Here is an 18,649-nt window from a genome sequence, read left to right as displayed (position 1 = left end):
CCCGCCCGCCCCCCCCGGGCGCGCCCCCCTCCCGCGCCCCCCGCCCCCCCACACCCCCCCCCCCCCCTTTCGGGGCCCCCCGCGATACTTTTCCTCGGCTTGACGGGCTGCTCGTCGGCGGCGGCTGCGGACATGAAGGCAGGCGACTGCCTGAAGATGAGCGGCACGTTCGAGCGTCCGGAGGCAAACCGGGCGGAGTGCGGCAGCGACGCGTCCAATTACAAGGTGATCTCCACCGTGACCGACAGTGCCCAGTGCCCGATCGACGTGGACACCTACTACTCGGTGCACAGCGCGTTCAGCGACGAGACCCAGACGCTGTGTCTGGACATCGACTGGATCACCGGGGGCTGTATGAACATCGACCCCGACAACGGCGCTGATCCCTATCGGGTCGACTGCGCGGATTCGTCTGCGCCGCACCGGCAACGGGCGACCGAGGTGCTGCGCGGCGTGTCCAACGTCGATCAGTGCGCCAGCGGCGTCGGCTACGCCTACTCCGAACGCCAGTTCACCGTGTGCGTGGAGGACGTGTCTTAGCTGGCACGGATGGCTGTCGGGGCGTTGCTCCCGTGTAACATGAGGGCGTTCAGCGGCTGAAATCTGCGCTGAACACCAGGTGCGACATCCGCGATCCGCGGAGGTTGTTCCTGCGAGTCATATCGGGCCCGCCGACTCGGGCGGTCTTCGGTAGTGGCTGCCGGAACCCTTGCACCAGGGTCCTGTCCCTGGGGGTCATCCGGCCGCTTCGATCGACGGCCGTAGCCGCGTCGAGGCCCCGCGGCGTATCGCCGGCGTGACGACGCGAAACAGTTGAATGAAATCGAAAGAGGCCAACGGACTCTATGTCTGTAGTTGAACTTGAAGACGGTGTGTTCGAATCCACCGCAACCCTCGACAACGGGAGCTTCGGCACCCGCACCGTCCGCTTCGAGACCGGGCGGCTCGCGCAGCAGGCCGCCGGTTCGGTCGTCGCCTACCTGGACGACGAGACCATGCTGCTGAGCGCTACCACTGCCAGCAAGAGCCCCAAGGATCACTTCGACTTCTTCCCGTTGACGGTTGATGTCGAGGAGCGCATGTATGCCGCGGGCCGCATCCCCGGCTCGTTCTTCCGTCGTGAGGGCCGGCCCTCCACCGACGCGATCCTGACCTGCCGCCTGATCGACCGTCCGCTGCGCCCGTCGTTCGTCGACGGCCTGCGCAACGAGATCCAGGTCGTGGTCACCGTGCTGAGCCTGGATCCGAAGGATCTGTACGACGTGCTGGCCATCAACGCCGCATCGGCGTCGACCCAGCTGGCCGGCCTGCCGTTCTCCGGCCCCGTCGGCGGCACCCGCGTCGCCCTCATCGACGGCCAATGGGTGGCCTTCCCGACCGTCGAACAGCTCGAGAAGGCCGTCTTCGACATGGTCGTCGCCGGTCGTGTGCTCGAAGACGGCGATGTCGCGATCATGATGGTCGAGGCCGAGGCCACCGACAACGTCATCGACCTGGTGGCCGGGGGCGCGCAGGCGCCCACGGAGGCCATCGTTGCCGAGGGTCTGGAAGCGGCCAAGCCGTTCATCAAGGAACTGTGCACCGCCCAGCAGGCGCTGGCCGAGAAGGCCGCCAAGCCCACCGGCGAGTACCCGGTGTTCCCCGATTACGAGGCCGACGCCTACGACGCCGTCGCGTCGGTGGCCACCGACGCCCTGTCGGAGGCACTGACCATCGCGGGCAAGCACGACCGCGACGACCGCACCAACGAGATCAAGGTCGAGGTGCTCGAGCGGCTCGGCGAGACCTTCGCCGGGCGGGAGAAGGAAATCGGCGCCGCCTTCCGGTCGCTGACCAAAAAGCTTGTGCGCCAGCGCATCCTGACCGACCACTTCCGTATCGACGGACGTGGCATCACCGACATCCGGGCCCTGTCGGCCGAGGTCGCCGTGATCCCGCGGGCCCACGGCAGCGCGCTGTTCGAGCGTGGCGAGACCCAGATCATGGGTGTCACCACGCTGGACATGATCAAGATGGCCCAGCAGATCGACTCGCTGGGGCCCGCGACCACCAAGCGCTACATGCACCACTACAACTTCCCGCCGTACTCGACCGGTGAGACCGGCCGCGTCGGCTCGCCCAAGCGTCGCGAGATCGGCCACGGCGCGCTGGCCGAGCGGGCCCTGGTTCCGGTGCTGCCCAGCGTGGAGGAGTTCCCCTACGCCATCCGGCAGGTGTCCGAGGCGCTGGGCTCCAACGGCTCCACCTCGATGGGCTCGGTGTGTGCCTCGACGCTGTCGCTGCTCAACGCCGGTGTGCCGCTCAAGGCCCCGGTTGCGGGTATCGCCATGGGCCTGGTCTCGGACACTGTCGACGGCGAGACCCGTTATGTCGCGCTGACCGACATCCTCGGCGCCGAGGACGCCTTCGGCGACATGGACTTCAAGGTCGCCGGTACCAAGGACTTCGTCACCGCGCTGCAGCTGGACACCAAGCTCGACGGCATCCCGTCCAAGGTGCTGGCCGGTGCGCTGAGCCAGGCCAAGGACGCGCGGCTGACCATCCTCGAGGTGATGGCCGAGGCCATCGACGCGCCTGACGAGATGAGCCCGTTCGCACCGCGGATCACCACGATCAAGGTTCCGGTCGACAAGATCGGCGAGGTCATCGGGCCCAAGGGCAAGATGATCAACTCGATCACCGAGGAAACCGGCGCCCAGATCTCGATCGAGGACGACGGCACGGTGTTCGTGGGTGCGGCCGACGGGCTGTCGGCGCAGGCCGCGATCGACAAGATCAACGCCATCGCCAACCCGCAGCTGCCCAAGATCGGCGAGCGCTTCCTCGGCACGGTCGTCAAGACCACCGACTTCGGTGCGTTCGTGTCGCTGCTGCCGGGTCGTGACGGGCTGGTCCACATCAGCAAGCTGGGCCGCGGCAAGCGCATCGCCAAGGTCGAGGACGTGGTGAAGGTCGGCGACAAGCTGCGCGTGGAGATCGCCGATATCGACAACCGCGGCAAGATCTCGCTGGTGCTCGTCGACGAGGAGGGTGCGGACAAGCCTGAGGCAGCTGCCGACGGCGCGTCGGCGCCGGCCGAAGCGGCCCCCGCCGAGTCCTGATCCGCCCAGCTCGACCCAAGGCGTCTGCACTGAACACCACACACGTCCGCCGGACAGATCTGCCCGGCGGGCTCCGGGTGGTCACTGAGCACGTCCCGTCGGTGCGTTCGGCATCCGTCGGGGTCTGGGTAGGTGTCGGCTCCCGCGACGAAGGACGAAGCGTCGCGGGTGCCGCCCACTTCCTGGAGCACCTGCTGTTCAAGGCCACTCCGACGCGTAGCGCGGTCGACATCGCGCAGGCCGTCGATGCCGTCGGCGGTGAACTGAACGCGTTCACCACGCGCGAGCACACCTGCTACTACGCACATGTGCTCGACACCGACCTGGAACTCGCGGTCGATCTGGTGTCCGACGTCGTGCTCCGGGGTCGTTGTGCCACTGAGGACGTCGAGGTGGAGCGCGACGTCGTGCTCGAAGAGATCGCCATGCGCGACGACGATCCTGAGGACAGTCTCGGTGATGTCTTCCTGTCGGCGATGTTCGGCGATCACCCGGTGGGACGCCCGGTGATCGGGAGCGTCGAGTCGATCGAGACGATGACGCGTGCGCAGCTGCACTCGTTCCACGTCCGTCGTTACACGCCCGAGCGGATGATCGTCGCGGTGGCCGGCAACATCGACCACGACGTGGTGGTGTCGTTGGTCCGAGAGCATTTCGGTCCACGGTTGGAAGCCGGACGTACCGCGGTGGCCCCGCGCAAGGGCTCGGGGCGGGTCGGTGGCAAGCCGTCGTTGCTCGTGGTCGACCGCGACGGGGAGCAGTCCCACGTGTCGCTGGGGGTTCGCACCCCGGGCCGGCACTGGGAACACCGGTGGGCGCTGTCGGTGCTGAACACCGCGCTCGGTGGTGGGTTGAGTTCCCGTCTGTTTCAACAGATTCGGGAATCCCGCGGCTTGGCTTACTCGGTGTATTCGACGGTGGACACCTTCGCCGACAGTGGGGCTCTGTCGGTGTATGCCGGTTGCCAGCCCGACCGGTTCGACGAAGTGGTCCGGGTGACCACGGACGTGCTGGAAGGTGTTGCCCGCGACGGCATCACCGCCGACGAGTGCCGGATCGCCAAGGGCTCGTTGCGGGGTGGTCTGGTACTCGGCCTGGAAGACTCCGGCTCACGTATGCATCGGATCGGGCGCAGCGAGCTCAACTACGGTGAACACCGGACGATTGATCACACGCTGGCCCAGATCGACGCCGTCACCCTCGAAGAGGTCAACGCCGTGGCGCACCAGTTGCTGACCCGCGACTACGGGGCCGCGGTGCTTGGTCCGTATCGCTCGAAAAAGAAACTGCCGCAACGGCTTCAGTCCATCGCAGGTTGACGCGTTAGGGTAGCCCGGTGATGGAACTCTCGCGGCGCAACGTTCTCATCGGTTCGCTCGTGGCGGCAGCCGCCGTCGGGGCCGGGATGGGCGGGGCCGTACCGGCGCTCGCAGCTCCGGTCGACGACCAGATCGCCGAACTGGAACGCCGCCACAACCTGTTGGTCGGGTTGTATGCAGAAAACCTCGATACCGGCCGGCGGGTGACCCATCGGCCCGACGACATGTTCGCGATGTGCTCGACCTTCAAGGCCTACGCCGTGGCCAGGGTGTTGCAGCTGGTGGAGCATGGACAGCTGTCGTTGGATCACCGGGTTTTCGTCGACCCGCAGGCGATCGTGTCCAATTCACCGGTCACCGAGACTCACGCCGGCGCCGAGATGACGATGGGCGAGCTGTGCCAGGCTGCGCTGCAGCGCAGCGACAACACGGCAGCCAACCTGTTGCTGAAAGCCATTGGCGGTCCGGCCGCGGTCACCGAGTTCGCCCGCAGCGTCGGCGACCAACGCACCCGTCTGGACCGCTGGGAGGTCGAACTGAACTCGGCGATACCCGGTGATCCCAGGGATACGAGCACGCCCGCGGCGTTGGCGGTCGGATACCGCGCAATCCTGACCGGCGATGCGCTGAGCCCGCGGCAACGCCGCCAGTTGGAGGACTGGATGCGCGCCAACCAGACATCGAGCATGCGTGCCGGCCTACCCGAGGGGTGGACCACCGCCGACAAGACCGGCAGTGGCGACTACGGCAGTACCAATGACGCCGGTATCGCCTACGGGCCCGACGGGCAGCGCATTCTGCTGGTGATGCTGACGCGGTCGCAGGCCGACGACCCGAAGGCCGAGAACCAGCGAGCGGTCATCGGCGAGCTGACGGCTCTGGTTCTACCGTCGGTTCTTTGAGTTTCGACGGCTAAATCACCGGCAGCGAATTGTCGCGCTGCAGCACGAAGAAATACGGCCGGCGGGAGCCACGCAGGTCCATCGCCCCGATCACCGCGTCCTCGGACAGCTTACGGAACACGTCGTGGATCGGCAGCTGGTCGTAGATCATCGTGGCGGTGTCGACGCCGCGGTAGCGGGTGGTGCGCAACCGTGCCTTGGCTGAACGGGTCTGCAACACCGGTCGCAGGGCGGTGATCGGCCCGGACATCGGCTGCTTCTTGAGGAAGGGCAGTTTGATGGCCACGCCGAGGCCGCCGAAGGCCGGCAGCGGGTTGAGCGGCCACAGCGCGGTTTTGTCGCTGGTCGGGAACAACAGCGGATGCACCGTTTCGGCGTCGACGAACTGCTTACCCCACCAGCCGCTCGCGGCGAGCATGCCGTCCATGGGATGGCGCGTGGGCAGTTCCGCGCCATGCCACGTACCGATCATGAAGTCGGGTTCGACCGCATCGGCGGCGTCGAAGGCGCCCAGCGCCTCATCCGTGGTGATCGGAACGGTGGCAAACAACTCCTGCAGCATGGCGCCCACGATACTTGACACCTGTCAACAAGGGTCGAAGTGGCTACCAGAGCAATGTCGCCGGATCGGTGAACGGCAGGTCGAGATCGGTGGCGACCTGCTCCGACAGCAACGCCCCCTCGTGCGTGGACAGTCCCTTGGCCAGTGCGGGGTCGGCAGCGCAGGCGGCCTGCCAGCCCCTGTCTGCAAGTGTGAGCACGTAGGGCATGGTGGCGTTGGTCAGGGCGTAGGTGGACGTCCGTGGCACGGCGCCCGGCATGTTGGCCACGCAGTAGAAGACGGTGCCGTGGACGGGGAACGTCGGATCGTCATGTGTGGTGGGACGTGAGTCCTCGAAGCAGCCGCCCTGATCGATGGCGATGTCAACCAACACTGCGCCCGGCTTCATATGCGCGACAGTGGAATTGGCGATGAGCTTGGGGGCCTTGGCGCCGGGCACCAACACTGCGCCGATCACCAGATCGGCGCCCTTGACCGCGTCCTCGAGATCGAGCGTCGAGGAGTAGCGGGTCTCGATGCTGCCGCCCGATTCGTTGTCGATCCGGCGCAGCGTGTTGATGTTGACGTCAAACACGTTGACGTGGGCGCCCATGCCCTTGGCGATGCGAGCGGCGTTGTAGCCGGCCACGCCGCCGCCGATGACGACGACCTCGGCCGGGGCCACGCCGGGCACCCCGCCCATCAGCACGCCACGACCGCCGTGGCTGCGCATCAGGTGGTAGGCACCCACCTGGGCGGACAATCGGCCGGCGACCTCGCTCATCGGGGCCAGGAGCGGCAACGCGCCGTCTGTGGTCTGCACCGTCTCGTAGGCGATCGAGGTGGTGCCCGAGGCCAGCAGGGCATCGGTGCAGTCCTTCGACGCGGCCAGGTGCAGATACGTGAACAGGGTCTGGCCACGGCGCATCCGCGAGTATTCGGCCGCGATGGGCTCCTTGACCTTGAGCAGCAACTCCGCTTCCGCCCACACCTGTTCGGCCGTGGCGACAATCTCGGCACCCGCGGCTTTGTAGTCGCTGTCGCTGATTGCCGAGCCGTCTCCGGCGCCGGCCTGGATGAGGACATCGTGACCGCGTCGGGTCAGCTCCGCCGCCCCTGCCGGTGTGATCGCCACGCGGTATTCGTTGTTCTTGATCTCGGCCGGGATGCCGATGAGCATGATCGCTCCTTAGAATCGATGTGCACTCAAATTGTGAAGAAACTTCGGGCTTTGAACAATATGTGTGTCAATAATTCGATACAGTCCATCTATGGCAGAGGAATCGTCGGTTTCAGCGGGTGGGGCTCGGCGTGCGTCGAAGGATGTTCGGCCCGATCTCGACGAGGTGGACCGGCGCATCCTGTTGGCTCTGCACGGCGATGCCCGCATGTCCAACAGTGCGTTGGCCGATGCGGTCGGTATCGCCGCGTCGACGTGCCACGGTCGGGTACGCCGGCTTCAGGAGATCGGGGTGATCCGCGGGTTCTACACCGATATCGATCCCGCGGCTGTCGGGTTGAGCCTGCAGGCGATGATCTCGGTACGCCTGCAATCGAATGCGCGCGGCAAGATCCGTAGCTTCATCGCGCACATCCGCACGCTGCCTCAGGTGATGGATGTCTACTTCCTGGCCGGCGGCGACGACTTCATCCTGCATGTCGCTGCGCGGGACACCGAGGATCTGAGGGCGTTCGTGGTGGAGAACCTCAACGCCGACACCGATGTTGCCGGTACCCAGACCTCGCTGATCTTCGAGCATCTGCGCGGAGCGTCACCGCTGTAACGCTCACTGCGCCCGCAGGATCAATCCGTTGCCGTCTGCGCCGGTCAGCCTCAGCTCGTCGGCGTCGATCGCGGTCTGCACCGTCCCCTTGAGAACCCGCAACACCGCTTGCTCAACCTCGTCGACGTCCGGGGGACAGGCCTTCCTGGTGACGCCGAGCGGGCCGAATTCGATCACCGCAGGCGATCCGGAAACCGTTGCGTGCCCGGTGATCTGGTTGCACCCGGTCGAACCGCTCACCGCGCCGTCGGCGGCGATGGTCAAGGTGGGCTTGGACTGCTCGAGCGCGACCGAAGTGCTGACCGCCTGTGCGGACACCAAGCTGACGACCCGCCAGGTGGTGCCGGTCAGGGAGCGGTCGGGGTCGACCACCTTCTTATCGCGCAACGTGACCTTCGCGGCGTCGGTCTGCAACGTCAGGTCGTCACCGGAATGCGTCCACGTCGGCCGCGCCTCGAAGAACTTCGACACCCAGGCGTCGGAGTCGCCGACCGGCGGTGGGCAGGCCATCATGGTCATCGCCAACTGGGTGGTGATCCGGCCGTCGGAGAGGTCGGCGGTGCCCGAGCCGTGGTTGCATCCGGCGAAGGTGCTGATCTGATTGCCGTCGAATCCGACCGTCAACGGGCCACCGCCGGGGATCTGTTCGCCCTCGACCTGCACCGACACAAAGGTGTGGCCGTTGAGGTCGGCATGGTTGTCAGCGGCTCCGTTCGAACAACCCGCAACAACCAGCACGGTGAGGGCAATCAGCCACAGGCGCATACGCCCACGGTAAGGGAAACGGGACCGGCTTCGAGGCATTCGCGGTATGCGACTCGGTGGTCAGAATTGTGGACACCGGTTGTCACAGCGTGGCCACGACGTCGAACTCGTATCCATCCGCCACCGCAATGTGCACATCCTGGTGCATCAACCCATCGCGGGCATGTACGAAGCCGCGCGGACCGTCATAGCTCACCGAACCCCGGTGCAGCGCCATCTCGTCGACGTCTGTCGAGGCTGCTGCCGTCGCCAGGGCGCCAAGGGTGGCCACACCCTCGTAGCACGACTCGGCGGCATTGTTCAGTGGCGGCGCACTCGGTCCGAACCTGTGGACGTAGTCCGACATGAAATCCTGGGCGCTCGCCGACACCAGGGATTGGAAGTAGCTCGCGGCAACATACAGGTTCTCGGTGGCCTCGCTGCCGCTGGCCAGCAGCATGTTCTCCTCCATCAGCGGGCTGAACCGCAGGATCCGGTGATGCAGGCCCTGTCTGCTGAAGGCCCGGTTGAACGCGACCGCATCCCTGCCGACCAGCAGCATGATGATGCCCTCGGCGCCGCTGCGCTCGATGCGGGGTAGGGCGCGCGAGTAGTCGGTGGTGCCGTAGTTGACGAATATCTCGTCGACGATTTCCAGATCGAGATCGTGGCAATACTGCCGGATCACGGGCACGGTGCGCCGCGGCCACACATAGTTCGCGCCCACCACCGCCCAGCGTTGGGTCCCGGTGTTCTCCTGCAGCCACCGCAGTGCCGGGGCGATCTGTAACGCCGGGGTCTCGCCGGAACAGATGACGCCCGGGCGGGACTCTCCACCTTCGTAGAGCGAGGTGTACACGTACGGAATCCGGTGAGTGAGGATCGGTGCGAGTTGCTCGCGCACCGTCGAGATGTGCCAGCCGGTTACTGCGTGGATCCGGTCGCGGGCCAGCAGCTGGGTGATCTCCTCCTGCAACGCAGGTCCGGGCAAACTGGCGTCGATTACCTCAATCTGTACTTCGCGGGCGAGGATGCCACCGTTGTCGTTGAGTGTCGCGGCGGCGAGCTTTGCCACGGCTTCGCAAGAGGGTCCGTAAATCCCGCCCGGACCACGCAGTGGAATGACAAGCCCGATGCGGTAATCGCGCGACATCGTCATGCCTCCTTGCGCCCGGCATGCGGGCACGGCAGCGTAATATTCATTTGAAAGTATTGCGTTCGGAACGAAGTCCAGCAAGGGGAGTCGCAAATGCCGACCGATCGCGACGATGTCGTCGAGCTGCTGGACTCCCTGGCCGTCGACCGCGCCGCCGCCGTGATGCGTTCTGCGGTACGCGCCGGACTTGCCGGCTCGTCACTGACACTCGATCAGTGGCGGGTGATCGATCACCTGGCGACGGTGCAGGAGGCCACCATGAGTTCGGTTTCGGCCTTCACGCTGATCCCCGGGCCCAGCCTGACGCGCACGGTGGATCGACTGGTCGACGCCGCGCTGGTCTATCGCACGCTGGATTCCTATGACCGCCGACGCATGATGGTCCGGCTCAGCGAGCGGGGAATCGACCGACACCGCGAATTGGCTCCGTCGGTGTCGGCTGCTCTTGCGCAGGTGTATGCACCGCTGACGCCATCCGAAATGGAAGAACTGGCAACCCTTTTGGGCAAGCTCGCCGATCAGTAGCGCCGACGGGGTGCGCGGCGTAGATCAGGCCTCGGCGCGCACGGACCGAGATTGTGCGGTGGCGGCCGGCCGTGCTGCGGGGCGGAAGATCAGCCACAGCGCCGCCACTACGCAACAACCGACAACGGCCGCGACCATCGCTGCGGAACCAGAGTCCGACCACAGCCCCGCCAGCGCCACCCCCGCGGGGACGGCTGCGGTAAGAACGCCTTCGGTGACCGCCAGTGCTCCGGTGAACCGGGTGAACTCGGTCCTGCCCAGGCCGAGGACCACGAAGAACAGCAGCCACAGCGCCGCCCACGCCAGCCAGATCACGACGAAGACCCGACCCCCGGTACTCCAGGTGTGGGCGGCGTATCCCACTGCGGCCACCGCGACGAACAGAGAAAACCACCCCAAGCCCTCGGCCGGCCAGCCGGTGACACCGTTGACGCCCACCCACAAGTAGGTGAATCCGAACAGGTAGAGGCCGGAGGCGCCGGCAATGGTCGCGGCATCTCCGTCTGCGGTCACCAGGATGATGGTCGGGAACACCACTTGCATGGCACCGACGAAGAGGTTCAGTGGTGCGGCCGAGGACGGTGTGATGCGCCCGAGAAGCATGATGCCGTTGACGATCAGCACGGCACCGACGTAGAACAAACCGACATTGCTCATCAGTGGTCGCTTTCTGTGGCACGGGCTTTCGGTTGCAGACGGTTGCGGCGCCGGACCGGGTAGAGCCCGGCGCCGCAACCGGCGGTTCACCTGGGCAGGATGTCCTTGTCGAAGATGTCGAGCGGAACCTTCAGTGTCACCGCCGCGTTCGGGATGTCGACGATGCCACCGACGTGCATCTCGCAGGGCGCCACGCTGATGATCGTGTAGGCCTGCTCGGGCGTGTAGCCGAACTTGCCCAGATAATCGATCGCCTGCTCGACGGCATCGACCGCGGCCATCGTGGCGTCGATGTACTTCTGCTCTTTGCCACGGGCCGACAGGCCGGTGAACGACAGGTACCGAGTGCCGAGATTCGGGTCGACAGGTGACGGTCGCAGCATCGGTGTGCGCACGCCGTACTTCGCCATGCCGTCCTTGATGAGGTTGAACCGGAACCAGCCGACGCCGTCCATTTCGATGGCGTTCCAAGTGATTTCGCCGTCGCCCTCGGAAAAGTGGAAGTCACCGGTGGAGAACAGTGCACCTTCGACGAACACCGGGAAGTACACCCGCGAACCGCGCGAGAGATTCTTGATGTCGAGGTTGCCGCCATTCTCCCGCGGGGGCACGGTGCGGGCCGCGGTCGCCGCGACGCGCTCCCACTCCTCGCCCTCCAGGGTGCGCAACACCGCGGTCGACATGGCGTCCGCCCGCGGCGCGGCGAGTCCCTCGGCGATCAGCGGGTCCTCCCGCTCGTTCCAGATCGAGAGCAGTTCGTGCGAAGGTGCGACACCGATGACCCCCGGGTGGCTGATCGCGGGGATCTCGACGCCGGGGATCTGGCGGCTGGTGGCGAACAATCCGTGCAGATCCCACACGGTCTTGAACCCGTTCGGGAACCAACTGGCCAGGGGTCCGCCCATACCGGGCAGGATGTTGGAGTAGCCGATACCGGACAACGGCAGCACGTCGAGTACGTCGACGACCAGCAGGTCACCGGGTTGTGCACCGTCGACGTAGATGGGCCCGGCCATCGGATGCGTACGGGTCAGGTCGAAGTCGCGGATGTCCTGGTCGTCGTCGACATCATGCAATTGGTAGTCGTCGTATCCGCCTGCCTCGAGGATGACCTCGTCACCGGGGCCCAGATGGTGCAGCGGCGGGATGTCGGGATGCCAGCGGTTGTGGCCAAGTTCTTTCTGATCGGCGAGCGGGACTCCGACTTCGCAGCCGAACCGCGGAACCCCAAGGTCGCGGTTGGGGAAACGGGATACACCCGAGCGGGTGAAGTCCACGTCGGCGGCGCCCGCGCGGGCGAGTGACACGTCGCTTGACATCGGTTGACCTCCAAAGAAGCGGGACGAGTGGTGCAGCTCACAATTTACTTCCAAAATAAACTAAGTCAAGTGGAAGTAAATCGTGGCGCGAGCTCGTCGCGACGCGAGACCAGTGCCGATTTCCCTCGGTTGTCGGGCGGTAGGCTCCCAGCCATGCGAGTTGGCGTTCTCGGGGCTAAGGGCAAAGTCGGCGCGACCATGGTGCACGCGGTCGAATCCGCGGAGGATCTGACATTTTCGACCGGTGTCGACGCGGGCGATCCGCTGTCTCAGCTCACCGACACCAAGACCGACGTGGTCATCGACTTCACTCATCCCGACGTGGTGATGGACAACTTGAAGTTCCTCATCGACAACGGCATTCACGCCGTGGTCGGGACCACCGGCTTCACCTGGGAGCGCATCGAGCAGGTCGAGACCTGGCTCAAGGACAAGCCCGAGTCCGCGGTGCTGATCGCGCCGAACTTCGCCATCGGTGCGGTGCTGTCCATGCACTTTGCCCAGCAGGCGGCGCGGTATTTCGAGTCCGTCGAGATCATCGAGCTGCATCACCCGCACAAGGCCGACGCGCCGTCGGGCACGGCCGCACGTACCGCCAAGCTGATCGCCGAGGCGCGAAAAGGCATGCCGCCCAACCCGGATGCCACCAGCACCGGCCTGGACGGGGCCCGCGGTGCCGATGTGGACGGCGTGCCGGTGCACTCGGTGCGACTGGCCGGGTTGGTGGCGCATCAGGAGGTGCTGTTCGGGACGCAGGGGGAGACCTTGACGATCCGTCACGACAGTCTCGACCGGTCCTCGTTTGTGCCCGGGGTGCTGCTGGCGGTCCGCAAGATCGGTGAGCGGCCCGGCTTGACCATCGGCATTGAACCGTTGCTCGATCTGTCGTGAACGACGGCGCGCGGTCGCTGCGCATCCAACTGGTGATCGGCTTCATGTGCCTGGCCTTGATCGCCTATTTCGTGATGCTCGGGCGCGCCGCGTTCGTCTTCATCACCTCCGGTGAGCCCGCCGCGATCGGCCTGGGCTTGGCGCTGCTGGTGTTCCCGCTGATCGGTATCTGGGTATTGGTCACCACCCTGCGTGCCGGGTTGGCCCACCAGCGGTTGGCTCGTCTCGCGCGCGAACAAGGCATGGAACTTGACGTCAGTGATCTGCCGACACGGCCCTCGGGGCGCATCGAGCGGGACGCCGCCGATGAGCTGTTCGCCACCGTCAAAGCCGAACTGGAGGCCGATCCGGACAACTGGATTCGCTGGTACCGCCTGGCCCGCGCCTATGACTTCGCCGGTGATCGCGGCCGCGCCCGGGAGACCATGCGTACGGCGGTGCGGATGCAGGAACAACGCTCGGCATGACGAAGACGTTGCTGGTGGTGCATCACACGCCCTCGCCGGCGACGCGGGAGCTGCTGGAGGCGGTGCTTGCCGGGACCCGGGATCCGGACATCTCCGGCGTGGCAATCGAAACCAGGCCCGCGCTGGCTGCGACGCTGCCGGACATGTTGAGTGCCGACGGCTATCTGTTCGGCACCACCGCCAATTTCGGTTACATGAGCGGCGCGTTGAAACACTTTTTCGACACGGTGTATTACACGAGCCTGGACCATGTGGCCGGGCGGCCGTACGGTCTGTGGGTACACGGCAACAATGACACGGCCGGTGCGGTAAACGCTGTCGAGAGGATCGTCACGGGCTTGGCGTTGACCAAAGCGGCTGACGTACTTGAAGTTACCGGTGCGGTCGATGCCGGTGTCCGGGAACGCGGCTACGAGCTCGGTGGCACCCTGGCCGCAATGCTCATGGAGTGATGGAGGGAAACGATGCCGGGTATCGCCGAACTGGCTCTTGGTGCCGCCCCGATAGCGGGCGGCGCCATGCTCGGAGTGATCGCCGGCAATCTCAAGCCGCCGGACATCCGTGGGATGATCGCCAAGGATCTCGACCTGCTGGACCGGTTGCCGGCCGAGGACGTCGAACGCAAGGCGCGGCTCAAGGCCAGCATCGACGAACGTATCGACGGCTTGATCGACGCGAGTGACCGCGGCCGAGAAATCCGCGAAGCCGCAATGTCCTACCGCGGGAATTGGCGAGACATCGTCGTTTTCGTCTGCGCGGTCCTGTTCACGATCGTCTGGTGGAACGTCAGCCACAGCCGGACCAACTGGCTGGTCATGTTCGTCGCGATGATCATCGTGTCCGTGGCAGCCGGCATCTATGCGGGCCGGGGTGTGGCCCGGGCGATCCGCACGTTCCTGCACCGCAACGACAAGTCATAGGGCGCAGCCGGATCCGTCGACCCCGCCAGGGGCCGACGCTCAACCCAGGTGGGCGCCGAAGAAGCTCTCCATTGCCGCCCAGTGCCGTTTGGCGGCTGCCTCGTCGTAGGGCGCATTGTCCGGAACCGCGAAACCATGTGCCGCGTCATATGTTTCGATGGTGTGCTCGACGCCGGCCTCGCTCAAGGCTGCATCGAGGGTCTTGGCCTGCTCGGCGGTGAACGACGCGTCGCCTTTGGCGCCGCCCACGTAGACCGCCGCCGTCATCTTGTCGGCCAACAGGTGTGGGCTGCCCGGATCGTCGGAGGCCAGCCCGCCGCCATGGAAGGACATTGCGGCGGCGACCCGGTCGGGCACGCGCCCGGCGACCACCAGTGACGTGCGCCCGCCCATGCAGTAGCCGGTGGTGCCGAACTTCTCGCCCTTGACCTCCGGCCGGGACTGCAGGTAGTCGAAGAACGCTGTGGCGTCATCCGCCATGATCTCCGGGGTCACCTTCTTGATCATGGCGAACAGACGTTGACGCTCGGAGGGGTTACCGAACACCGTCGCCATCTCGAACGGAGCCCAGTCGGCATCGCGGTAGTACATGTCGGGAACCAGCACCGCGTAGCCGTAGCCGGCCAGCTGCGCGGCCATCTCGTCGAACGTGGCACGGGCTCCGCCGGCATCGGGATACATGACGATGCCCGGCCATGGTCCCGTGCCTTCGGGGGTGGCCAGGGTGACGGTGCAGGTTCCGGCGGGCGTGGTGATGGTGTCCTTTGTGGTCGGCATGGCTACCGTTCTACTCCCTGCGCCGGCACGTAAGCTGAGGGCGTGCCGATCCAGACTCCGTACGAGGACCTGCTGCGGAAGGTGACCGAGCAGGGCGTACCCAAATCCGATCGCACCGGCACCGGCACCCGCAGCTTGTTCGGGCATCAGATGCGTTACGACCTGGCCGCCGGTTTTCCGTTGATCACCACCAAGAAGGTGCACACCAAGTCGGTGATCTACGAGTTGCTGTGGTTTTTGCGCGGTGATTCCAACGTGCGTTGGCTGCAAGAGCACGGTGTCACGATCTGGGACGAATGGGCAAGTGAGACAGGCGATCTCGGTCCCGTGTACGGCGTGCAGTGGCGGTCGTGGCCGACGCCCTCTGGTGAGCACATCGACCAGATCTCGGCGGCCTTGGAGCTGCTCAAGAACGACCCCGATTCGCGGCGCAACATCGTCTCGGCGTGGAACGTCGGTGAGATCCCGCAGATGGCCCTGCCGCCGTGCCACGCGTTCTTCCAGTTCTATGTGGCGGACGGCAAGTTGTCCTGCCAGCTGTATCAGCGCAGCGCCGACCTGTTCCTCGGCGTGCCGTTCAACATCGCCAGTTACGCGTTGCTGACCCACATGATGGCCGCGCAAGCCGGCCTGGGTGTCGGGGAGTTCGTCTGGACCGGCGGTGACTGCCACATCTACGACAACCACGTCGAGCAGGTGGCCCTGCAGCTCAGCCGCGACCCCAGGCCCTATCCGGAACTTGTTCTGGCGCATCGTGATTCGATCTTCGATTACACCTACGAGGACATCGCGATCGTCAATTACGATCCGCACCCGGCGATCAAGGCGCCCGTCGCGGTATGACCGATGATCTTCGACAACTGGCGATGATCTGGGCCCAGTCGACCTCGGGCGTCATCGGTCGGGACAACGACATCCCCTGGCACTTGCCCGAGGACCAGGCCCGGTTCAAACAGCTCACCCTCGGGCAGACGGTGGTGATGGGGCGGCTGACGTGGGAATCGCTGCCGGCCAAGGTCCGTCCGTTGCCCGGGCGGCGCAACGTCGTCATCACCCGCAATCCGGGATACGTCGCCGACGGGGCCGAGGTCCTGGCCGGACTCGACGATGTCTTCCGCGGTTGGGTGATCGGCGGCGCGCAGATCTATGCCCAGGCACTTCCGTTCGCGGTCCGCTGCGAGGTGACCGAGATCGACATCGACCTGCCACCGGCGGAGGGGGATGCCCTGGCTCCCGCGCTGGACGCGTCGTGGACCAAAACCACGGGTGAGTGGTTGACCAGCGCCTCGGGGCTGCGATACCGGTTCTGCAGTTACGTGCGCACGCGGTAGCCGGCCAGCCGACGGACCTCACCGTCGGGATCGTCGGTGGCCAGCGCCGTAATCTGCTGCCGCAGTGCGCTCACCTCGTCAGGGTCGACGTCGCCAGGTCCCATCGGGCCGATGAGATCGCTGATGACGGCGACCGCGTGGCGCCGGATCACCGGTTCGACGTGGTCCAGCCCGGGCCGCACGCCCGCGAGATCGGCGACGGTGAGCGTGCAGTAGCCACGCCCCGGCTTGAGGCCATCGGCCACCAGACCCGCGATCGATCCGTCGGCCAAACCCGCGGCCAGCAGCTCATAATGCAGCGGGGCAGAACCGCGGCCGTGATCGCGAAACGAGGTGTAGGACGCCGTCACCGCCGCTGCCCGGCTAGCCGGAGGCAAATCTGAGCGGGCCAGTACCTGCCGGCCCGCGCCGAGCCGGCCGAGGGCCGCAGCCGCCCAGTCGTGGCCATTGCCTTTCAGCGGCACGGCCGCCCAGAGGGCCTCGAGGACGTCGGGGGCCGGCAGGTTCAGGTCGGCCAGGAGCTTGGCGCCTCTCCACGCGGTGTCGCGTCGGGCCAGCGCGGCGATCCCCACCGACACGGCGGCATCACCCGACGCGATCAGCAGCTCGGCGGCACGTTCGGCTCCCAACTCCGACGGTGGCCCGGGGATGAGGCCCGCCGCCACGGCCAGCGCCTCAATGCGCCGGGGGACCGGCATGGCCAGAACGGCCCGCTCGGCCTCGGCAGCGGCGGCATATTCGGGAAAGTGGCGCCGCAACTCCTCTGGGGTGACCGAACGAACCAGGAGGTCGCCGGCTTCGTCGTCGAGATAGACCACCGCACTCTCGGGCAGGGTGCCCTCGGCGACGAGGGCGCGGCGGGTTCCGGCGGCGACGGTCAGCATCGCCTGGGCGAAGCGATCCCACTCCTGCTCCCACTGGGCGCGGGGAAGTCCCGTCATCGCAGCGCAGAGTCGATCCCCCCACGATGGGTCGGTTTTGTCCCACTCGTCGTCCTCGTACTGCCAATCGGGCGGACTGAACCGGCAATCGGGATCGTCGACCGATTCCTCGGTGGCCAGTGCGAGATTCGGCAGGTAGATCACCCCGGTGGTCTCGGCGTAGAACTCGCTGAATGCCACCGCATACGGCGTCTCGGAGGGGGCTGACGCGATCAGCGTGCGCACCGCATCGGCAGCGGCCAAGGTCAAATCCGTCTCGAACGCATCCCAGTCGAACGCCACGCGAACCAGTATCCAATCCGCGCTACTTGTCGGGCATGTAGGGAACGATGGCACGGTGGCCACCATCACTGCGGCACAAGCTCGCCGCATCGCCGTCGCCGCGCAGGGTTTCCGTCAAGCCAAACCTCGCGGGCCGGTCAGCCGCGCCCACCTGCGCACGCTGATCTCCCGTATCCAGGTGCTGCAACTGGATTCGGTGTCCGTGGCGGTGCGGGCACACTACGCGCCGGTGTTCAGCCGGCTGGGGCCGTATGACCGCGAGATAGTCGACCGCGCGGCATGGTCGCACAGTGCCCGTTCGCCACGGCTTCTGGTGGAGTACTGGGCGCATGAGGCCGCGCTGATGGCGGTCGAGGACTGGCCGCTGCTGCGGTGGCGGATGCGCGAATACACCCATGGCCGGTGGGGCAGGGAGATCGTGCGCAAGAACCCCAAGCTCGCTGAGGACATCGTGGCGGCAGTGGCCGAGCTCGGGCCCGCCACCGCGGGGCAGATCGAGGCACATCTGGAAGCCGAGCCGCGCGGTCGCAAGGGGCCGTGGTGGGATCGCAGCGAGACCAAATGGGTGGCCGAGGCGTTGTGGTCATCGGGAGTTCTGACCACCGCGACCCGTGTCGGGTTCGCAAGGCATTACGACCTCACCGAGCGGGTCCTGCCGCCGGAGGTGCTCGACCGGCAGGTCGACGACGAGGAGGCGGTTCGCGAGTTGGCCCTACGTGCGGCCACCGCGTTGGGAATCGGCACCGAGGCCGATATCCGCGACTATTTCCGGATGTCGGCCCGGCAGGTCAAGCCGGCAATCGCGAAGCTGGTCGCCGATGGGGAACTCGAGCCGGTGGAGGTCGAAGGGTGGGCCACGCCGGCCTATCTGCGCGCGGGCCAGAACCTGCCGCGTGATGACCGCGGGACTGCCCTGCTGTGCCCGTTCGACCCGCTGATCTTCTTCCGGCCCCGGGTGGAACGGCTGTTCAACTTCCACTACCGCATCGAGA

At 66.2% G+C, this 18,649-nt stretch carries 21 protein-coding genes; 13 read left to right on the top strand and 8 right to left on the bottom strand.

The window, feature by feature from the left end; translation table 11 throughout:
- Nucleotides 1-132 precede the first annotated feature (132 nt).
- The 4 genes from A5733_RS12315 (at nt 133) to bla (ending at nt 5,322) form a co-directional block, all read left to right on the top strand.
- Complete coding sequence (locus A5733_RS12315) at nt 133-540, top strand: hypothetical protein (RefSeq protein WP_067766699.1); 408 nt, start codon at nt 133-135, stop codon at nt 538-540.
- A 305-nt stretch (nt 541-845) separates the two neighbouring features.
- On the top strand, nt 846-3,101 hold the full coding sequence (locus tag A5733_RS12310; protein ID WP_076240316.1) for a polyribonucleotide nucleotidyltransferase: 2,256 nt from the start codon (nt 846-848) through the stop codon (nt 3,099-3,101).
- A gap of 29 nt (nt 3,102-3,130) precedes the next feature.
- The gene (locus A5733_RS12305; RefSeq protein WP_198938786.1) at nt 3,131-4,420 is read left to right on the top strand and encodes a pitrilysin family protein; all 1,290 of its coding nucleotides are present in this window, start codon (nt 3,131-3,133) and stop codon (nt 4,418-4,420) included.
- A gap of 17 nt (nt 4,421-4,437) precedes the next feature.
- On the top strand, nt 4,438-5,322 hold the full coding sequence (gene bla, locus A5733_RS12300) for a class A beta-lactamase (RefSeq protein WP_142253957.1): 885 nt from the start codon (nt 4,438-4,440) through the stop codon (nt 5,320-5,322).
- A 10-nt stretch (nt 5,323-5,332) separates the two neighbouring features.
- Here bla and A5733_RS12295 read toward each other — a convergent pair whose 3' ends face one another.
- Both A5733_RS12295 and ald read right to left on the bottom strand, forming a co-directional pair.
- Nucleotides 5,333-5,884, bottom strand: a complete 552-nt coding sequence (locus tag A5733_RS12295) for a DUF4334 domain-containing protein (protein WP_076240313.1) — start codon at nt 5,882-5,884, stop codon at nt 5,333-5,335.
- 43 nt (nt 5,885-5,927) lie between these two features.
- Entirely contained in the window at nt 5,928-7,043 is a 1,116-nt protein-coding gene (gene ald, locus A5733_RS12290) for an alanine dehydrogenase (protein ID WP_076240312.1), read from the bottom strand.
- A 91-nt stretch (nt 7,044-7,134) separates the two neighbouring features.
- Here ald and A5733_RS12285 point away from each other — a divergent pair, with 91 nt between their 5' ends.
- Nucleotides 7,135-7,647: an Lrp/AsnC family transcriptional regulator gene (locus A5733_RS12285; RefSeq protein ID WP_067766715.1), complete on the top strand. Its 513-nt coding sequence runs from the start codon at nt 7,135-7,137 to the stop codon at nt 7,645-7,647.
- A 3-nt stretch (nt 7,648-7,650) separates the two neighbouring features.
- Here A5733_RS12285 and A5733_RS12280 read toward each other — a convergent pair whose 3' ends face one another.
- Both A5733_RS12280 and A5733_RS12275 read right to left on the bottom strand, forming a co-directional pair.
- Nucleotides 7,651-8,412 carry an META domain-containing protein gene (locus A5733_RS12280; RefSeq protein ID WP_076240311.1) on the bottom strand — a complete coding sequence of 254 codons (762 nt, stop codon included), beginning with the start codon at nt 8,410-8,412 and terminating at the stop codon, nt 7,651-7,653.
- A gap of 82 nt (nt 8,413-8,494) precedes the next feature.
- Complete coding sequence (locus A5733_RS12275) at nt 8,495-9,550, bottom strand: substrate-binding domain-containing protein (protein ID WP_076240310.1); 1,056 nt, start codon at nt 9,548-9,550, stop codon at nt 8,495-8,497.
- A gap of 90 nt (nt 9,551-9,640) precedes the next feature.
- Between A5733_RS12275 and A5733_RS12270 the strand changes: the two genes are divergently transcribed.
- Nucleotides 9,641-10,072, top strand: a complete 432-nt coding sequence (locus A5733_RS12270) for a MarR family winged helix-turn-helix transcriptional regulator (protein WP_083666143.1) — start codon at nt 9,641-9,643, stop codon at nt 10,070-10,072.
- 24 nt (nt 10,073-10,096) lie between these two features.
- On the opposite strand, the gene A5733_RS12265 is transcribed toward A5733_RS12270, so the two are convergent.
- Nucleotides 10,097-10,729, bottom strand: a complete 633-nt coding sequence (locus A5733_RS12265; RefSeq protein WP_076240309.1) for an AmiS/UreI family transporter — start codon at nt 10,727-10,729, stop codon at nt 10,097-10,099.
- Between the two features lie 86 nt (nt 10,730-10,815).
- Complete coding sequence (locus A5733_RS12260; RefSeq protein ID WP_076240308.1) at nt 10,816-12,048, bottom strand: acetamidase/formamidase family protein; 1,233 nt, start codon at nt 12,046-12,048, stop codon at nt 10,816-10,818.
- Between the two features lie 153 nt (nt 12,049-12,201).
- Between A5733_RS12260 and dapB the strand changes: the two genes are divergently transcribed.
- The 4 genes from dapB to A5733_RS12240 are packed head-to-tail and all read left to right on the top strand — an operon-like array spanning nt 12,202 to nt 14,326.
- Nucleotides 12,202-12,939: a 4-hydroxy-tetrahydrodipicolinate reductase gene (gene dapB, locus A5733_RS12255; RefSeq protein WP_067766932.1), complete on the top strand. Its 738-nt coding sequence runs from the start codon at nt 12,202-12,204 to the stop codon at nt 12,937-12,939.
- The gene (locus A5733_RS12250) at nt 12,936-13,406 is read left to right on the top strand and encodes a hypothetical protein (protein ID WP_067766935.1); all 471 of its coding nucleotides are present in this window, start codon (nt 12,936-12,938) and stop codon (nt 13,404-13,406) included. Before dapB ends, A5733_RS12250 begins: the two co-directional genes overlap by 4 nt.
- Complete coding sequence (locus A5733_RS12245) at nt 13,403-13,858, top strand: flavodoxin family protein (RefSeq protein WP_076240307.1); 456 nt, start codon at nt 13,403-13,405, stop codon at nt 13,856-13,858. The genes A5733_RS12250 and A5733_RS12245 overlap by 4 nt, the downstream gene beginning before the upstream one ends.
- Before the next feature lie 12 nt (nt 13,859-13,870).
- Nucleotides 13,871-14,326 carry a hypothetical protein gene (locus tag A5733_RS12240; RefSeq protein ID WP_067766941.1) on the top strand — a complete coding sequence of 152 codons (456 nt, stop codon included), beginning with the start codon at nt 13,871-13,873 and terminating at the stop codon, nt 14,324-14,326.
- Nucleotides 14,327-14,365: 39 nt separating this feature from the next.
- Here the strand turns inward: A5733_RS12240 and A5733_RS12235 are convergent, their stop codons facing one another.
- Complete coding sequence (locus tag A5733_RS12235; protein ID WP_076240306.1) at nt 14,366-15,103, bottom strand: dienelactone hydrolase family protein; 738 nt, start codon at nt 15,101-15,103, stop codon at nt 14,366-14,368.
- A gap of 42 nt (nt 15,104-15,145) precedes the next feature.
- On the opposite strand from A5733_RS12235, the gene A5733_RS12230 reads away from it, so the two are divergent.
- Together A5733_RS12230 and A5733_RS12225 are read left to right on the top strand one after the other, a co-directional pair.
- A complete protein-coding gene (locus A5733_RS12230) occupies nt 15,146-15,946 on the top strand; it encodes a thymidylate synthase (protein ID WP_067766947.1) in 801 nt (266 codons plus the stop codon).
- On the top strand, nt 15,943-16,434 hold the full coding sequence (locus tag A5733_RS12225; protein ID WP_067766950.1) for a dihydrofolate reductase: 492 nt from the start codon (nt 15,943-15,945) through the stop codon (nt 16,432-16,434). Before A5733_RS12230 ends, A5733_RS12225 begins: the two co-directional genes overlap by 4 nt.
- Here A5733_RS12225 and A5733_RS12220 read toward each other — a convergent pair.
- Complete coding sequence (locus tag A5733_RS12220) at nt 16,416-17,657, bottom strand: DUF4303 domain-containing protein (RefSeq protein WP_076240305.1); 1,242 nt, start codon at nt 17,655-17,657, stop codon at nt 16,416-16,418. The genes A5733_RS12225 and A5733_RS12220 overlap by 19 nt on opposite strands.
- Before the next feature lie 55 nt (nt 17,658-17,712).
- Between A5733_RS12220 and A5733_RS12215 the strand changes: the two genes are divergently transcribed.
- A partial coding sequence (locus A5733_RS12215) for a winged helix-turn-helix domain-containing protein (RefSeq protein ID WP_076240304.1) occupies nt 17,713-18,649 on the top strand: 937 nt, incomplete at its 3' end.

This window comes from Mycobacterium sp. NS-7484 (genome assembly GCF_001953975.1).
Classification (GTDB): Bacteria; Actinomycetota; Actinomycetes; order Mycobacteriales; family Mycobacteriaceae; genus Mycobacterium.
Note: the sequence above shows the minus strand (reverse complement) of the source record. Positions and strands in the feature narration are given on the sequence as shown.